The organism is Nonomuraea sp. NPDC049684 (assembly GCF_044465345.1).
Classification (GTDB): domain Bacteria; phylum Actinomycetota; class Actinomycetes; order Streptosporangiales; family Streptosporangiaceae; genus Nonomuraea.
Genome location: NZ_JBITLO010000008.1, coordinates 369318 through 386436 on the forward strand (window position 1 = coordinate 369318; position 17119 = coordinate 386436).

General features: G+C 72.5%; 13 protein-coding genes. 7 read left to right on the plus strand and 6 right to left on the minus strand.

Annotation, left to right across the window (positions count from 1 at the left end; all coding sequences use genetic code 11):
* The first annotated feature begins 79 nt into the window (after window positions 1-79).
* The 3 genes from pheS (at window position 80) to ACIBST_RS26415 (ending at window position 4135) form a co-directional block, all read left to right on the plus strand.
* Window positions 80-1120, plus strand: coding sequence for a phenylalanine--tRNA ligase subunit alpha (gene pheS, locus ACIBST_RS26405; protein ID WP_397175470.1), 1041 nt, complete (start codon window positions 80-82; stop codon window positions 1118-1120).
* On the plus strand, window positions 1120-3675 hold the full coding sequence (locus ACIBST_RS26410) for a phenylalanine--tRNA ligase subunit beta (protein ID WP_397175372.1): 2556 nt from the start codon (window positions 1120-1122) through the stop codon (window positions 3673-3675). Before pheS ends, ACIBST_RS26410 begins: the two co-directional genes overlap by 1 nt.
* Before the next feature lie 226 nt (window positions 3676-3901).
* Window positions 3902-4135: a hypothetical protein gene (locus ACIBST_RS26415; protein WP_352327924.1), complete on the plus strand. Its 234-nt coding sequence runs from the start codon at window positions 3902-3904 to the stop codon at window positions 4133-4135.
* A gap of 66 nt (window positions 4136-4201) precedes the next feature.
* On the opposite strand, the gene ACIBST_RS26420 is transcribed toward ACIBST_RS26415, so the two are convergent.
* From ACIBST_RS26420 to ACIBST_RS26435, 4 genes are all read right to left on the minus strand, one after another.
* The gene (locus ACIBST_RS26420; protein ID WP_397175374.1) at window positions 4202-5509 is read right to left on the minus strand and encodes an MFS transporter; all 1308 of its coding nucleotides are present in this window, start codon (window positions 5507-5509) and stop codon (window positions 4202-4204) included.
* A 98-nt stretch (window positions 5510-5607) separates the two neighbouring features.
* Window positions 5608-5967, minus strand: a complete 360-nt coding sequence (locus ACIBST_RS26425) for a nuclear transport factor 2 family protein (RefSeq protein ID WP_397175376.1) — start codon at window positions 5965-5967, stop codon at window positions 5608-5610.
* Between the two features lie 51 nt (window positions 5968-6018).
* Window positions 6019-6432, minus strand: coding sequence for a hypothetical protein (locus ACIBST_RS26430; RefSeq protein ID WP_397175378.1), 414 nt, complete (start codon window positions 6430-6432; stop codon window positions 6019-6021).
* Window positions 6433-6658: 226 nt separating this feature from the next.
* A complete protein-coding gene (locus tag ACIBST_RS26435; RefSeq protein ID WP_397175380.1) occupies window positions 6659-8320 on the minus strand; it encodes a class I adenylate-forming enzyme family protein in 1662 nt (553 codons plus the stop codon).
* A gap of 262 nt (window positions 8321-8582) precedes the next feature.
* Here ACIBST_RS26435 and ACIBST_RS26440 point away from each other — a divergent pair, with 262 nt between their 5' ends.
* The 4 genes from ACIBST_RS26440 to ACIBST_RS26455 all read left to right on the plus strand — a co-directional run bounded on the left by ACIBST_RS26440 (window position 8583) and on the right by ACIBST_RS26455 (window position 13286).
* The gene (locus ACIBST_RS26440) at window positions 8583-10244 is read left to right on the plus strand and encodes an endo-1,4-beta-xylanase (protein ID WP_397175382.1); all 1662 of its coding nucleotides are present in this window, start codon (window positions 8583-8585) and stop codon (window positions 10242-10244) included.
* Between the two features lie 121 nt (window positions 10245-10365).
* Window positions 10366-10935, plus strand: coding sequence for a dienelactone hydrolase family protein (locus ACIBST_RS26445; RefSeq protein WP_397175384.1), 570 nt, complete (start codon window positions 10366-10368; stop codon window positions 10933-10935).
* A gap of 228 nt (window positions 10936-11163) precedes the next feature.
* Window positions 11164-12213 carry a TOMM precursor leader peptide-binding protein gene (locus tag ACIBST_RS26450; protein WP_397175386.1) on the plus strand — a complete coding sequence of 350 codons (1050 nt, stop codon included), beginning with the start codon at window positions 11164-11166 and terminating at the stop codon, window positions 12211-12213.
* Window positions 12210-13286 (plus strand): hypothetical protein, encoded by a 1077-nt coding sequence (locus ACIBST_RS26455; RefSeq protein ID WP_397175388.1) that lies wholly within the window; start codon window positions 12210-12212, stop codon window positions 13284-13286. The genes ACIBST_RS26450 and ACIBST_RS26455 overlap by 4 nt, the downstream gene beginning before the upstream one ends.
* Before the next feature lie 46 nt (window positions 13287-13332).
* On the opposite strand, the gene ACIBST_RS26460 is transcribed toward ACIBST_RS26455, so the two are convergent.
* Both ACIBST_RS26460 and ACIBST_RS26465 read right to left on the minus strand, forming a co-directional pair.
* Window positions 13333-16500 carry a helicase HerA domain-containing protein gene (locus tag ACIBST_RS26460; protein ID WP_397175389.1) on the minus strand — a complete coding sequence of 1056 codons (3168 nt, stop codon included), beginning with the start codon at window positions 16498-16500 and terminating at the stop codon, window positions 13333-13335.
* Window positions 16482-17117 carry a hypothetical protein gene (locus ACIBST_RS26465; RefSeq protein ID WP_397175391.1) on the minus strand — a complete coding sequence of 212 codons (636 nt, stop codon included), beginning with the start codon at window positions 17115-17117 and terminating at the stop codon, window positions 16482-16484. The genes ACIBST_RS26460 and ACIBST_RS26465 overlap by 19 nt, the downstream gene beginning before the upstream one ends.
* Between the last annotated feature and the right edge of the window lie 2 nt (window positions 17118-17119).

The window sequence follows — 17119 nt, forward strand, 5'->3', positions numbered from 1 at the left end:
GCCCTGGATACGGAGCTCACTCTTGTCTGACTACGACCCCGTCGAGGTGACGCCGTTGCATGCCGACGAGCTGTCCCGCATGGAGGCCGACGCCCTCACGGCGATCAAGGCGGCCGACAGCCTCGACGCACTCAAGCAGGCCAGGCTGGCGCACGCGGGCGACCGCTCGCCCATCGCCCTGGCCAACCGCGAGATCGGCGCCCTGCCGCCGGCCGCCCGCGCCGAGGCCGGCAAGCGCGTCGGCGGCGCCCGCAGAGCGATCAACGAGGCGCTGGCCGCCCGCCAGGCCGAGCTGGAGGCCGAGCGCGACGCCCGGGTGCTCGTCGAGGAGACCGTCGACGTCACCCTGCCCTGGGACCGGCGGCCGCGCGGCGCCCGTCACCCGCTGACCACGCTGCAGGAGCGCATCGCCGACGCGTTCGTCGCCATGGGCTACGAGGTCGCCGAGGGCCCCGAGCTCGAAGGCGAGTGGTTCAACTTCGACGCGCTCAACATCGCCACCGACCACCCCGCCCGCTCCGAGCACGACACGTTCTTCGTGGACTCCACCGAGTCGGGCATGGTGCTGCGCACCCAGACCTCGCCGGTGCAGATCCGCGCGCTGCTCCAGCGCGAGCTGCCGGTCTACGTCATCTCGCCGGGCAAGACGTTCCGCACCGACGAGCTCGACGCCACCCACACCCCCGTCTTCCACCAGACCGAGGGGCTGGCCGTCGACGAGGGCCTGACCATGGCCCACCTGAAGGGCACGCTCGACAGGTTCGCCGAGGTCATGTTCGGCGAGGGCATCACCACCCGGTTCCGGCCGAACTACTTCCCCTTCACCGAGCCGTCCGCCGAGATGGACCTGAAGTGCTTCGTCTGCCGCGGCGCCTCGGCGGTCCCCGGCAACCCGCCGTGCCGCACCTGCAAGTCCGAGGGCTGGATCGAGTGGGGCGGCTGCGGCATGGTCAACCCGCGGGTGCTCATCGCCTGCGGCGTCGACCCCTCGCGCTACTCCGGGTTCGCGTTCGGCATGGGGATCGAGCGCACGCTGATGTTCCGCCACAACGCCGAAGACATGCGAGACATGATCGAGGGGGACGTGCGCTTCACGCTCCCGTTCGGAATGGAGATCTGATGAAGGTCCCGCTCTCCTGGCTGCGGGAGTACGTCGATCTCCCGGCGGCCACCGCGCACGAGGTGGCCGACAGGCTCACCATGGCCGGGCTCAAGCTCGAGGCCATCACCTCCTACGGCCACGACGTCAAGAACGTCGTCGTCGGCGAGGTGCTGGAGATCGAGGAGCTCACCGGCTTCAAGAAGCCGATCAGGCACTGCAAGGTCGAGGTGGGCGAGGCGACGCCGCGCGAGATCGTCTGCGGCGCCACGAACTTCGTGGCCGGCGACCGCGTCCCCGTCGTGCTGCCCGGCGGCGTGCTGCCGGGCGGGTTCGAGGTGGGGGCGCGCAAGACGTACGGGCGCATGTCCGAGGGCATGATCTGCTCCGAGCGCGAGCTGGGCCTCGGCGACGACCACAACGGCATCATGGTGCTGCCCGCCGGCACGCCCATCGGCACCGACGTGGTCGAGCTGCTCGGCCTGCGCGACGACGTGATCGAGCTGGAGATCACGCCCGACATCGGCTACGCGCTGTCCGTCCGCGGCGTGGCCCGCGAGGTGGCCACCGCGTTCGGCGTGGCCTTCCGCGACCCGGCCGACGTCGAGGTGCCCGCCGAGACCGAGCCGTCCTGGCCGGCCTCCATCGGCGACCCGACGGCGTGCGACCGGTTCGTGCTGCGCGAGGTGCGCGGCTTCGACCCGGCCGCCCAGAGCCCGCTGTGGATGCGGACGCGGCTGACCCGCGCCGGCATGCGTCCGGTGTCGCTGGCCGTCGACATCACCAACTACCTGATGCTGGAGCTGGGCCAGCCGCTGCACGCCTTCGACCGGTCGAAGCTGACCGGCGAGATCGTCGTCCGGCGGGCCCGGGAGGGCGAGCGGCTGGAGACGCTCGACCACGTCGTGCGCGAGCTCGACCCCGACGACATCCTCATCACCGACGAGTCGGGCCCGATCTCCATGGCGGGCACGATGGGCGGCCTGGAGACCGAGATCTCCGACGGCTCGACCGACATCGTCATCGAGGCCGCCCACTTCTCGGCCACCGGCATCTCGCGCGAGTCGCGCCGGCACGGGCTGGTCTCGGAGGCGTCCAAGCGGTTCGAGCGCGGCGTCGACCGGGAGCTGCCGCTGGTCGCCTCCTGGCGGGCGGTCCGCATGCTGGCCGAGCTGGGCGGCGCGACCGTGCAGCCCGGCGTGACGCACGCCGAGGTCGACGTCACTCCGGCGCGCATCGCGATCCCGGCCGGGCATCCGTCGGCCGTGGCGGGCGTCCCGTACTCCAAGGAGGTCGTCGTCGGCCGCCTGGAGCAGGTGGGCTGCCTCGTGGCCGACGGCGACGACCCGGCCGTGCGCCAGGGCGGCGTCGACCCGACCGGCGTCGTGACCGGCGGCGAGCTGGCCGCCAGGCTGGCCGTCACCGGCCCCGACATGATCACGGTCACCCCGCCGTCGTGGCGGCCCGACCTCACCGACCCCAACGACCTGGCCGAAGAGGTCATCCGGCTCGAAGGCTACGACCGGCTGCCGTCGGTGCTGCCCAGCGCTCCGGCGGGCGCCGGGCTGACCGAGGCGCAGCGGCTGCGCCGGCGGGTCGGCCGGGCGCTGGCCGAGGGCGGCTACGTCGAGGTGCTCAGCTACCCGTTCATCGGGGCCGACGACCTCGACCGGCTGCAACTGCCCGCCGACGACGCGCGGCGCCGGGCCATGCGCCTGGCCAACCCGCTGTCGGAGGACGAGCCGCTGATGCGCACGACGCTGCTGCCCGGCCTGCTCAAGACGCTGGTCCGCAACGTCGGGCGCGGCTTCGGCGACGTGGCGCTGTTCGAGACGGGCGCGGTCTACCGGCCCAGGGAGAACGCCCCCGCCGCCGCTCCGGTGCTCGGCGTCTCGCGCCGTCCCACCGAGGAGGAGCTGGCCTCGATCGAGGCGGCGCTGCCCGACCAGCCGCTGCGGGTCGCGGTCGTGCTGGCCGGGGAGTTCGAGCGGTCCGGCTGGTGGGGCGCCGGCCGGCAGGCCTCGTGGGCCGACGCCGTGCAGGCCGCCCGGCTGGTCGCCGCCGAGTCGCGGGTCGAGCTGTCCATCAGCGCCGACCAGCACGAGCCCTGGCACCCGGGCCGGTGCGCCGCCCTGTACGTGGGCGACACGCTGGTGGGGCACGCCGGTGAGCTGCACCCGCGGGTCATCGAGGCGTACGGGCTGCCGCCGCGCACCGCCGTCATGGAGCTGGAGCTGTCGCGGCTGGAGTCGGGCATGCCGGGGCCGGTGCAGGCGCCGCCGGTGTCCCCGTACCCGGTGGCGACGCAGGACGTGGCGCTGATCGTGCCCGACTTCACGCCGGTGGCCGACGTGGAGGCGGCGTTGCGCGACGGGGCCGGCGAGCTGCTGGAGTCGGTGCGGCTGTTCGACGTCTACGCGGGTGAGCAGGTGGGCGAGGGGAACAAGTCGCTCGCCTACACGATGCGGTTCCGGGCGGCGGGCCGTACGTTGACGGTCGAGGAGACGACGGCGGCCAGGGACGCGGCGGTGGCGATGGCGGCCGACCGCGTGGGCGCCCAGCTCCGCAGCGCCTGAGCCGACCACGGGGGGCCGGTACGGATCGCCGTACCGGCCCCCTTTCGGCATGTGGTGGAGAGCGTCGTGAGGTCGATGTCGAACGGCACGGTCAGCACCACCTCTACGGCGAGGACGGCATCCTCCGCCTGGTAGCAGGTCACCTCTTCGTCGGAAGGTGCTTCGGGCCCGAGAACGATCAGGTCGGTCATCTCCTAACCGTTCAACTCGCGGGAGAATGTGGGGCATGAGGCAGTTGCTGGTGTTCGGCGAGCGTGGGGACGCCGAGGAGGTGGCCGAGACGCTGGGGGAGTGGTTCCCGGGGCTCGGGGTGCCGCGGGTGGTACGCGAGACGCTCGCCGGTGAGGACGACGCCGAGGACGCCCAGTGGCTCGTCGTCGTGGAAGGGCTCGACGAGCAGGCTCTCGGGCAGGTGGATGAGCTGGTGGAGCGGTACGACGGCTGGCGGGAGCCGGAGTAGCGCCGCCCCGGCCGGTGAGACGGCCGGGGCGGGCGGGCGGGCCGGTCAGGCCGAGATGGGCAAGGGTCAGGCCGGGGTGGGCTGGTCGGATGACTGCTCGATGCGGCGGGCGCGTTCGGCGAGCGCGTGTTCGTCGGTTCTGGCGTCGTAGCGGCGGAACCTGGGCAGGGCGGCGGCCAGGCCCAGGACGGCGCCCACGCACAGCAGGCCGCCCGCGCCCAGCGAGAAGCGGGTGCCGCCGAAGTTGGCCATGAGGCTCGCGCGGGCGTTGCCCAGCATCGGGCCGCTGGCGTACGACAGCAGCTCGATGCCCGCCAGCCGCCCGCGCAGCTCCTGCGGGATGGTCTGGTTCCACATCGTCGTACGGAAGATGCCGCTGATCATGTCGGCCGCGCCGGCGAGCGCGATGCACAGGAAGACCAGCCACACGCTGGGGGCCAGCGCGGTCAGCGTCATCGCCACGCCCCACAGCGCCGCCGCGACGATCACCCCGAGGCCCTGCCGCTGGACGCGGGCCGTCCAGCGGCCGGTCACCGAGGCGGCCAGGGCGCCCACGGCGGCGGCGGAGTACAGCAGGCCGAGCGACTCGGGCGAGCCCAGCTCGTCGGCCAGGAACGGGAACAGCGCGTTGGACATGGCGAACACCATGGCCGCGATGTCCACCAGGTAGGTGCCCATGAGGTCGCTGCGGCCGGTGGCGTACCGCACGCCCTCGACCAGCGAGCTGAGCGAGGCGGGCGCGGCGTCCTCGACGGGCGGCAGCGACCTGATGCGCCACAGCAGCGCCAGGGAGAGCACGAAGGTGGCCGTGTCGATGGCGTAGGCGACGTGCGTGCCGAGGTGCACCAGCAGCAGGCCGCCCAGCGCCGGGGCGACGATCGCGCCGACGTTCCAGCGCAGGCTGTTCAGCACCGCCGCGGCGGCCTGGTGATCGTGCCGGACCACCTGCTGCATCACCGCCTCCAGACTCGGACGCTGCAGGCAGGCGATGCCGGTGGACAGGGCGCCCATCACGTACAGGACCCAGACCTGCGGGTGGGGGAGCATCGCGTTGACCACGAGGGCGGCGGTGGTGACCAGCAGGCCCAGCTCGCTCAGCACGATGATCCGGCGGCGGTCGAGCGCGTCGGCGATCGCGCCGCCCCACAGTCCGCACACCACCATCGGCACGAACTCCGCCAGGCTCATCATCCCGACAGCGACGTAGGAACCGGTCAGCTCCTTCATCTGGTACGGCAGCGCCACCATCGTGATCATCGTGCCGAACATGGTGACGACGCCGGCGCCGAACAGCAGGCGGTAGTCGCGGGAGTCGCGCAGCGGGCTCAGGTCGGGGGAGAGGTGACGGAGCAGGCGCATGAGTGGGGCTGGCACGAGGTCTGATTGTCCGACCACGTCCGCGATGAAGGCAAATCATTTAGGGACGGCGAAGGCCCCCGGGGGGAACCGGGGGCCTTCGCGGGAGGGGGGCGTCAGGCGGCGGGCACCTTGTCGAGGAAGCCGAGGACCCTGCGGATCCGGCCGTCCTCGGCCAGCTCGACCACGTCGAAGCCGACGGCCAGGGGCTCGTCGCCGGCCGGGCCGAGGTGCCAGGTGAAGCGGGCGATGTGGTGGTGGGCGTCGAACACCTCGCCCGGCGTGAACACCAGGCCGGGGAACATGCCCTGCGCGCCCTCGATCACGGCGGCGATCCCGGCGTGCCCGGCCACGTCGGCCATCGGGTCGGTGTAGGTCGCGTCCTCGGTCCACAGCTCGGCGACGGCCTTGGCGCGGGCGTCGGCGTCGGTCTCGTTCCAGGCGGCGAGGTAGCGCTCGACGAGCTCGGCGGTCATGATGATCTCACTTTCTTCCAGGAGTTCTTTCAACGGTTCTCAGGAGAGGTGCTAGCGGCGGGTCCGGCGCAGGCCGGTGATCTGCAGCTCGGCGAACAGCCCCACGACCAGGGCCTGGGCGATGGCCCAGACGGCGCCGAGCGTGCTGAACTCGACCGTGCCGGTCACGACGGCGGCCACACTGGCCAGGGTCCAGACGATGTTCAGGCCGATGACGACCCTGACGGCGGCCGGGTTGATCGCGGGGCGCGAGGCCAGCAGGCCGACGGCGGCGCCGTACACGAGCAGGAAGATCCCGATCTCGCGCAGCAGGCCCGGCCCCGGGCCGAGCAGGTCGCTCGCGGGGCCGGCCAGGGCCAGGTAGACCAGCCCGTTGACGCCGGTGACGCCGGTGACGACGGCGTCCGCGGCGAGCGCGAGGCGCAGGAACCTGGTCCGGTCAGCGGTGACGGTGAGGGCGGTCATCTTGGCTCCTTCAAGTGCTGGTTGCGACACTTGAACGATGTCAGCCGGGGCGTAGGGGCCGCGATTACGCGCCAGGTAATGAAGTCCGCGAACCGGCCGCCGACCTGCGGGTTCTTAGGAGAAAAAGAACGGGGCGCCTCCTTGCGGAGACGCCCCGGAGGGGGTTTGAGGGGGGCGAAGCCCCCGGGACGGGGTTCGGGGTGGGCGGCGTCCAGGCGGGGGACCGTCAGGAGCCGAGGACCTCGCGGCGGAGGTGGGTTTTGAGGATCTTGCCGCCGGGGTTGCGGGGCAGCTCGCCCTCGCGGAACCACACGTGCGCCGGGATCTTGAACTTGGCGATCCGGTCCGCCAGGAACGAGCGCAGCTCCTCGGCCGTGACCGACTGCCCCGGCGCCGGCCGGATCACCGCGCCGACCTCCTCGCCCAGCTCGTCGTGCGGGACGCCGATCACCGCCACGTCGTCCACCGCCGGGTGCTCGAACAGGGCGGCCTCGACCTCGGCGCAGTAGACGTTCTCGCCGCCCCTGATCACCATGTCCTTGGCGCGGTCCACGATGTAGACGAAGCCCTCCTCGTCGATCCTGGCCAGGTCGCCGGTGTGCAGCCAGCCGTCCACGAACGTCTGCGCCGTGGCCTCGGGCTGGTTCCAGTAGCCCATGATCACGTTCGGGCCGCGCACGCAGAGTTCGCCCACCTCGCCGGCGGGCAGCTCGGCGCCCATGGGGTCCACCACGCGCACGTCCACCACGGCCGAGGGCAGGCCGATGCTGTCGGGCCTGGCGTGGTACTCGGCGCCGCCGTTGCCGATGGCCAGGGCGGTCGTCTCGGTCATGCCGTAGCCGTTGGAGGGGGCGCGGTCGGGCAGGTTCGTGGTGATGCGCTCCAGCAGCTTGGGCGGGGCGGGGGCGCCGCCGTAGCCGAGGGTGGTCAGCGACGACAGGTCGTACTTGCCGAAGTCGGGGTGCGACATGAGCTGCCAGGCGTTGGTCGGCACGCCGATCATCGTGGTGACGCGTTCCCGCTCGATCAGCCGCAGCGCCTGCTCGGGGTCCCACTTGTACATGAGCACCACGCCGCCGCCGGTGAACATCGACGTGGTCATGCCGGAGAAGCAGCCGGTGACGTGGAACAGCGGCACGGTCAGCAGCGTCACCCGGCGCACGCTCGCCGCCGCGCCCGCGTCCTTGCCGGCCATGGTGACCGAGCGGACCAGGCCGTAGGCCACGGTCATGGGGGACTGGCCGAGGTTGCGGTGGCTGCCCAGCGCGCCCTTGGGCCGGCCGGTGGTGCCGGAGGTGTAGAAGATCGTCGCCGGGTCCTCGGGGGACAGCTCGACGTCGGGCAGCCGCACGTCGGCGGTGACCTCGCCCAGCACGTCGGCGAACGACCGCGCGCCCTCGGGCGCCTCGCCCCTGGTCACGATCATCGGCACGCCCGTGGAGGCCAGCCTGACCGCCCGCTCGCCGTCGGCGATCAGCACCTTGGCCCCCGAGTCGTGCACGCCGTAGGCCAGCTCGGCCTCCGTCCACCAGGCGTTCAGCGGTACGGCGATGGCCCCGGCGGCCAGCGCGGCCGAGAACGAGACCACCCATTCCGGGTAGTTGCGCATGGCGATGGCGACGCGGTCGCCCTTGGTGACGCCGTACTCCTCGACCAGGCGGCAGGCCAGGGTGGCGGCGCGGCGGAAGTGCTCCTCGAAGGTGATGTGCTCGTCCTCGTAGGCCAGGAAGACCTGCTCGCCGTGGAACCTGCTGGTCTCCAGCAGGGCGCGGAAGTGTGCCGGCGCGTGCTTCCACGTGCGTACCCCGGTGTCGCCGATCTCCTCGGTCTCGAAAAGCTGGCCGGGGCCGGTGAGCTGGGCTTGGACCTGGGCGTGCGAAAGGGACATGCGCAGAACTCCCGCATCAGACGATTCTTCTGGACTTTCACAGTACCGACCGGTAGGTACGTCGCGCTAGAGCAGCCAAAACCCTGGAGGCAGGCGCCCGTGAAAGTTTCACGTAGAAGCCGATATTTTTCGCTTGCGAACTGCTCTTTTGACGGCGGCAGGCGATCGGCATTGACCGCTCTCTCGCATGTCAATACCGTCTGCGATGCGGTCCGCTGGGGATCGAAAAGTTTCGGAATCGAGTGCCTGCCTCCGGAGGTAGATGCCCGTGGTCTCGTCACTGTCCGTCAGAGTCCTCGCCCTGCTGGGGATTCTCGCAGCATTCCTCCTCCCCGCCACCTCGGCCGGCGCCTCGGCGCCCCTGCGCACGCACGCGGCCGCCAAGGGCAAGTTCATCGGCACGGCGCTCGCCACCAGCCCGCTGGCCGGCGAGACCTCCTACCGGAACATCGCGGCGACCGAGTTCAGCCAGGTCACCGCCGAGAACGCGATGAAGTGGGAGTCCACCGAGCCCAGCCAGGGCCAGTTCACCTACTCCGGCGCCGACGCGATCGTCGCCTTCGCCGCCCAGAACGGCCAGCAGGTGCACGGCCACACCCTCGTGTGGCACAACCAGACGCCGGGCTGGGTGCAGGGCCTGAGCGCGACCGCGATGCGCGCGGCCATGCAGAACCACATCGCCAACGTCGTCGGCCACTTCGCCGACAACCCGGCCGTGGTCTCCTGGGACGTGGTCAACGAGGTCTTCGAGGACAACGGCAACCTGCGCACGTCGTTCTGGTACAACACGCTGGGCTCCGGCTACATCGCCGACGCCTTCCGCGCCGCCCGCGCCGCCGACCCCGACGCCAAGCTGTGCATCAACGACTACAACACCGAGGGCATCAACGCCAAGAGCACGGCGATCTACAACCTGGTCTCCTCGCTGCGCCAGCAGGGCGTGCCCATCGACTGCGTCGGCTTCCAGTCCCACCTGGCCATCCAGTACGGCTTCCCCGGCGACTTCCAGCAGAACCTGCAGCGCTTCGCCGCCCTCGGCGTCCAGGTCCGGATCACCGAGCTGGACGTGCGCATGCAGACCCCCAGGGACGCCACCAAGGACGCCACCCAGGCCACCTACTACCGCAACGTCGTCAACGCCTGTCTCGCGGTGACCGCCTGCCAGGGCGTGACGATCTGGGGCTTCACCGACAAGTACTCCTGGGTGCCCGACACCTTCCCCGGCCAGGGCGCCGCGCTGATCTACGACGAGAGCTACCAGCAGAAGCCGTCGTACACCGCCGTGCACGACGCCCTGGCCGGGGGCAGCAGTACCGACACCACCCCGCCCAGCACGCCCGGCACGCCCACGGCCGGCAACGTCACCGCGAACTCGGCCACGCTCACCTGGGCCGCCTCCACCGACACCGGCGGCAGCGGCCTGGCCGGCTACGACGTCTACCGCGAGCAGGGCAGCACCGACACCCGGCTCGGCCAGTCCACCGGCAACAGCATCAACCTGACCGGGTTGACCGCGGGCACCCAGTACCAGGTCTACGTGCGGGCGCGGGACGGCGCGGGCAACCTGTCCGGCGACTCCCCGGCGGTCACCTTCACCACCCTGACCGGGGGCGGCGGAGGCGGCTGCACCGCCGCGGGCACCGTGCAGACCCAGTGGAGCGGCGGGTACGTCATCCAGCCGGTGACCGTCACCAACACCGGCACGTCCCAGGTCAACGGCTGGACGGTCACCTTCACCCTGCCCGCCGGGCACACCCTGACCGGCTCCTGGAACGCCGCCGTCACCGTCAGCGGGCAGAACGTCACCGCCAGGAACGCCGGGTACAACGGCACCCTCGCGCCCGGCGCGAGCACCAGTTTCGGGTTCCAGGTCGCCAGGCCGGGCGGCGACACCGCGACGCCGTCCGCCTACACCTGCTCCTGACCGCGCGACCCCCCGGGCGGACATGGCCACCGCCCGGGGATCCGCGCGCCGGGGCGGGGGCACGGGAGGGTGCCCGAACGGGGCCCTTGGTGGGGCCTGCGCGCGGTGGTACACAGTGCACATGGCAGAGATCATCCTGTTGCACTCCGCACAGGGCCTGCGACCGGGGGTAATGGGGGCCGCGGAGGCGCTTCGCGCGGGCGGGCACGTCGTGCGCACGCCCGACTACTACGACGGCGAGGTCTTCGACGACCTCGAATCCGGGCTGCGCAAACGGGACGCGATCGGCTTCGACGAGCTCGCGCGCCGCTGGCGGGAGATCGCCGCGCAGGCGCGCGGGCCGGTCGTGTTCGCCGGGTTCTCGCTGGGCGGGTTCGGGGCCCAGCTCCTGGCCGCCACGCACCCGCTGGCCCGGGGGCTGCTGCTCTACCACGGCTGCGCGGCCGTGGCCGAGGTCAGCGCGCGGGGGTGGCCGGTCTCGGTGCCGGTGCAGCTCCACTACGCGGAGGGCGACCCGTGGGTGGACGCCGGTGACGTCCGCAGTCTGCGGACGGAGCTGGGACCGTTATTCGAGTGCTTCATTTATCCGGGAAATGTGCACTTGTTCGCCGATCCCGATCTTCCCGGATACTCGGAAGAGTCGGCCGCGCTTATGTGGAAACGATCCCGCGACTTTATTGCGCGGATATAAGACGATTTCGCGGATATTTCGTACTTGGGTCTATCAAAAGGGGCGATCTTTACTTTATGATCTCATCGGCCCATCAAGATCGACGGAAGGATCGCTCATGACGATCGAGATCAAGAAGGTCGAAGAAGTCGAGACCACCGGAAACAGCAACAGCTGCTGACCTCTTCGGGCCTCCCGCGACGCGGCCCGACCCCGCGGGAGGCCCTCACTCGCCCGGGAGCCGCCTTCATGCCCAGGATTCAGGTGAATCCGGTCTTCCCCCTGTTCATCGACGACGCCCGCGGGCGCGTACGGCTCGGCGACTTCCCCCCGACCGGCCAGATCCTCGACCCGGCGCCGCCACCCCTGCGTCGCCTGCTGCGCCTGTGCGCCGAGACCCCCGTCGAGCAGTCCGACCTGTACGACCTCCTCGACGACCTCACCCCCGCCGAGATCGACTCGGCCGTCGAACAGCTGCGCGCGGCCCGCTTCCTGGTCACCGACACCGAGCTCGTCACGCTCGCCGCCGACGCCCGGCTGTCCAGGTTCGCGCTGTTCATGGCCATGTTCCAGCCGGCCGACCGCGCCGTGGCCGCGCTCGGCGACCTCGCCGGCCGGCACGTGGCGGTGCTCGGCGCCGGCGCGATCGGCGGCCAGGTCGCCCTGCACCTGGCCACCTCCGGCGTCGGCCGCCTGACCCTGCTCGACGACGACCGCGTCGAGATCGGCAACCTGCACCGCCAGCACCTCTACACCGTGCGCGACCTCGGCGAGCCCAAGACGGCCGCGGCCGCCCGCAGGCTGCGCGAGCACTGCCCGGACGTCCGCGTCACCCGCGTCGAGCGGCGCATCACCGGCCCCTCCGACGTCGTCACCGGCGCCGACCTCGTGGTCAACACCGTCGACACGCCGCAGCCGCACATCCGCCGCTGGGTCAACGAGGCCTGCGTGCGGGCCGGCACGCCGTTCGTCACCGGCGGCTTCAACCAGCACGTCGGCCTGCTCGGCCCGCTGGTCGTGCCCGGCAGGACCGGCTGCCTGGCCTGCCAGGAGGCCGCCCTGGCCGCGCGGTACGGCTCCACCGTCCTGCCCGCCAACGACAACCCCGGACGGGCCATCCCGTCGTTCGGGCCGTTGTGCGGGATCGTGTCGGGCATGCTCGCCGCCGAGGTGATCCGCTTCCTGACCGGCACCGGCGCCCCCGCCGTCGAGGGCCGCAGCCTCTGGCTCGACCTGCTCACGCTGACCACCACGGCCTACGACTTCGACCGCCGCGACGGCTGCCAGGTGTGCGGGTGAAGGCCGAGCCGCTGACGGACCTGTCGTTCCTCAGCGTGGTGGCCGACGGCCCGGACGACTACGTCATCGGCAACGGCGAGACGTTCGTCAACGTGCCCGGCGTGGCGGCGGCCGTGGTCGAGGCGCTCGACGGCACCAGGACGGCCGCCGAGGCCCGCGCCCTGGTCCTGGCCGAACGCGGCCTGGACGTGGACGTCGCCGAGTTCGTGACCGGGCTCGGCGCGGCCGGGCTGCTCAGCCGGCCCCGGCGTCCGCCCAACCTGTGGGACCGGATCAGGCCCGGCCACGTGGCCTGGCTGTTCTCCCGCCCGGCGCACGCCGTGCTGGCCGCGCTGACCGTCTGCGCCCTGGCCGCCGCGGTCGCCAGGCCCGGCGTGCTGCCGTCGTTCTCCTCGCTGGTCTGGTCGGACAGCCTCACCTTCACCGTCGCCTTCGCCGCGGGCTCCTGGCTGCTGGTGCTGGTCCACGAGCTGGGCCACATCGCGGCGGCGCGGTCGCTCGGCGTGCGGGCCGAGCTGTCGCTCGGCACCCGCCTGCAGTTCCTCGTCGTGCAGACCAGGATCACCGGCATCTGGGGCGTGCCCAGGCGCGCCCGCTACCGCGCCCACCTGGCGGGCATGCGGGTGGACTGGTTCCTCGCCTGCGCCGGGACCTGCGTCCTGTACGCCGCCGACCTGCCCGTGGTGCGGCTGGTCGTGGTCATCTGCCTGTCGCAGATCGCCTGGCAGTTCCTGTTCTTCATGCGCACCGACGTCTACTACGCCATCGCCAACGCCGGCGGCAACAAGAACCTCATGGCCGACGCGCAGGCGTACCTGCGGGCGCGGCGCACCCGCACGGCGCCGCGCGGCGTCCGGGTGTACGCCTGGTTCCTGGTGGCGGGGCGGGTGCTCGGGCTGGCCTTCTTCGCGCTCTACACGGTCCCGGTGACGGTCGCCGTGTGCCGGCGGGCCGTCGAGGAGCTGCCGGGCTGGCAGCCGGTCGCCGCCCTGGCCGTGGTCGGCGCCGGCTGGGCGCTCTACCTGGCCGTCCTGGCCCGCCGCCTGCTCGCCTCGGCCCGCCGATCCTCCTGAGACGGCACGGTCCCGGCCGCCCCCTCCGCGGCCGGGACCGTGGCGATCAGGCGCCCCCGCGGCTCCTGGCGACGACCTCCTCCGTGGTGAGCGGCGCCTTCGGGTGGTGCGTCAGGCACATGGGCACCCGCGCCTTGGCGAACCCGCCGCCCTCACCGGCCACGTAGAACTCGCCCGCGCCCAGCCGGGAGATGTCCGGCACGTCGCCGCCGCCCTTGAACTGGGCCATCTCCCTGGCCGCGCTGATCTGGATCGGGGCGTTCAGCAGGCCGAAGAACTGCGTGGCGCAGTTGCCCGGGATCTGGTTGTGCAGCCCCTTGGGCGCCTGCGTGGCGAAGACCAGGCCCAGGCCGTACTTGCGGGCCTGGGAGGCGAGCAGCACCGTGCTGCGGGTGGAGACCGACGCGCCTCCCGCCGCGGGGGCGAACGTCTGCGCCTCGTCCATGACGAACAGCGCGCCCAGCGGGCGGTCCTGGGCGGGATGCCGCTTGAACCAGACGAACAGCTCCATCTGCAGCCGGCTGACGAAGCTCTGCCGCTGCTCCAGGCCCGGCAGCCCGGCCAGGCTGATCACCGAGACGCGGGCCCGCCTGCCCGGCGGCGGCGTCACCAGCAGCCCGGGATCGACCGGCTCGCCGGCCCCGCCGAACAGCGGGTCGTTGTCCATCGCCGCGGTCAGCGACTGGGACAGGTCGGCCGCGATGCGCCGGGCGCTGGCCAGCTCGCTCACCCCGTCCGGCAGGTCGGCCAGGTACGCCGCGAACCCTCTCAGACTGGTCGCGCCGCCGCCTCCGTAGGCGGCCAGGGCCCGCCGGAGCACGGCCTGCCCGCGCAGCGCCTTGTCGGTGTTGGCGTCCAGCCTGACCCGCGGCACGATGAACGCGACCGCGGCCTCGACCGCCTCGGCGAACTCGTCGGGGTCGCCGGCCAGGCTCGCCAGGTCGGGCAGCGGCTGGAAGCTCAGCGGGCGTCCGCCGGTCCGCCCCGGCGTCCAGACGGTCACGTCGGTGGCCGCCAGGTACTCCTCGGCGCGGCGGGCGTCGCCCTGCGCCCACGTGCGCGGCGGCTCTGGCCAGGGCTCGTCCAGCCGGGCCAGGTCGTTGTTCGGGTCCAGCACGATCGAGGAGACGCCGCGCAGCGCGCACTCCTCGACCAGCCGCCTGATCAGCACGGTCTTGCCGGAGCCGGAGCCGGCGAAGATCGCGGTGTGCTTGCGCAGCGCCTCCAGCGCGATCGTCACCGGCTCGCCGTCCGCGATCCGCCGCCCGATCGTCAGGGAGCGGTCCTGGTCGCCGCCGTCCCTACTCCGCGCCACGACAGGGGGCCCGGGGGCCGGGCCGGCGGGAACGCTCCACGCGTCGGCCAGCGCCTCGGTGAGGAAACCGATCCCGGACGTCGGCCGCCGCGCGGCGAGCCAGGCGGCCAGGTCCGGCGGGCTCTCCGCGACCAGCGCCCGCAGCGCCGCCAGGACCAGCAGGTCGTGGCGGCTCATCCGCAGCGTCCTGCCGCCCGCCCGCTCGAAGGCCGCGACGGCCGCCTGCGTCGCCGTCCCTGGCGACCATGGGGTGTCGCGCAGCAGGAACAACCGCCGTTTGGGCACCTCCGCGTCGAGCCCGGCCGCCACGCACGCCTTGCGGAGGCGGTTCAGCGCCGCGTTGCCGTGCGTCGCGCTGACCGCGCGGAAGGCCCAGTGGACCTCGTCCTCCCTGCTCTCGTCGAGCGTGCGGCGCAGCCGGGCGTGCAGCGGGGGCTTGGCGCTCGGCGGCGGGTCCACGCTGAAGGCCCGGCCGGCCGGACCCTGCTCGGCGATCCACGCGTGCAGCCCGGCGGCCAGCAGGGCGGGCATCGCGGTGTCCTCACCGGCCTGGTCGATCACCGGAGCCTGCGCGGCCTCCAGCAGCTCGGCGAAGCGGGCGTCGAGCGCGCCGAGATCGGCGGGGACGGCGGGGACGGCATGGTCGGCGGGGACGGCATGGTCGGCGGGGCGTGCGGGCGGCCGGGTTCGCGGGGCCGCCTCCGCCGCGAACCCGGTCAGCTCCCTGACCTCGCCGTCCATGAGGCAGGCGTGGACGTGCCGGTCGATCCGGATGAGCAGCTCGCGCGGCGTGAACCCGGGCGCCTGCTCGAACGCCTCCGGCCGGACCGGCCAGGTCGGGTAGGGCGGCTTGACGCCCGCCTCGCCGTACTGCACCTCGAAGCGCGTGGCGACCAGGGCGCGGGCGGTGGCGGCGTCGGGGATGGTCATGAGCTGGGCCGCCTGGCGGAAGCGGTCGCGCACGGTGTCCACCGCGACCCGCTCGATGAGTGCCCACGTGGCGGGGATGCAGGTCACGACCGTCAGCGTCCGGCGGGTGACCTCGCGCAGCGCCATCAGTCCTCCCGCGATGCGCTCGATCATGAGCTGCTCGGCCGGGTCGTGCTCGGCGGGGCCGGAGGTGGTGGCGCGGGACTGGGCGACGAGGGGGTCGATCTGGTCCACCGCGACGATCGTGGGCCCGGTGAGCGCCATCAGCCGCGACAGGTCCCGGACGATCTCCTGCGGCGTGCGCCCGAGCTGCCGGATGCCCCAGCGGGCCCGCTCGCCCGGCTCGCCCTCGGGCGCCGACGACAGGTACGACTCCCCGAGGTCCTGAAGGCCCGGATCGTCGCCGGCCAGCAGGACCAGGGCGCGCGCGGCGTCCTGGCTGTCGCGGCCGACCTGGCCTGCGACGCGGCGGAACGCGGTGACGAAGGCGTCCAGCTCGTCCCTGGTCAGGCCGCGCTTGCCGGTGATCGAGCGGCGGGCCATGCGGGACAGCCCCGCCATGATGGCCAGGCGGTCCAGGAGCACGGTGAGCTGCGTCTGCCCGTCGTGGCGGGGCCGGGAGAGGCTGTCCAGCAGGGAGACCACGATGCTCTCCCAGAACCCCTTGGCGTCCAGCAGGCCGACCAGGACGAAGTAGCCGTCCTCGCGCTGGGCGCGTTCGCGCAGCCAGCCGAGCAGGTGGGTCTTGCCGGTGCCGCGCTGGCCCTGCACGACCACGCCGATGGGGCTGCTCTCGGGCCGGTGGGCGGCCTCGGCCAGCCCGTCGAGCAGGATCTTCGTCGACGCGCCGTGCAGGCCCTCGACGTGGAAGGGGGAGCGGCGCCACACGTCGTCGGCGCCCTCGGTGTAGTTGAACGTCAGCGCGGCCAGGTCCGCGAGGCCGCCGCCGCTCACAGGTCGCCGATCCACAGCAGATGCTTGTCCTGCCCGCCTATGATCACCGCCGCTTCGCGGTCCTCGGGCGTGAGCGTCTTCTGGTTCGACTCCGGGACCAGGTTGACGTCCGGGAGGCGTTCCATCAGGACGAGCGTCTCGTCCACCTCGTGCCTGGGCACGGCGGGGAGCAGCCGCCGGAGCGGGGTCAGGCTCACCCACGAGCCGGGCGCGGCGGCCAGCTCGGCGTACGCGGCCCGGATGCGCGACTCCAGGCCGGCGGGAAGGACGTCCGGTTCGGGCTGGAAGATCTCCGACAGCCGCTGGTCGGTGCGCCGCATGAACCGGGGCAGCCATTCGAGCAGGGCCCGCGCGATGGCCCCCGACGAGCCGGTCTGCGGCGGGATCGCCCCGGCCCGCAGGTCCTCGGCCAGCCTGGCCCAGCCGGAGTCGGTGAGCACGTGCACGAAGGCGCGTCCGCGCCGGGGCTGCCGGCTCTCGACCAGCTTCAGGTCGTTGAGCTTCAGCCGCCGCTGACCGTCGATGGTCAGCTTGTAGTGCTCCTTGAGCTCGCTGTTGGAGACCTCGCGGGCTTCGACGGCCAGCACCAGCAGGGCAGTGAACTCGGGCAGGGTCAGCCCTTTGTCCGGCATAT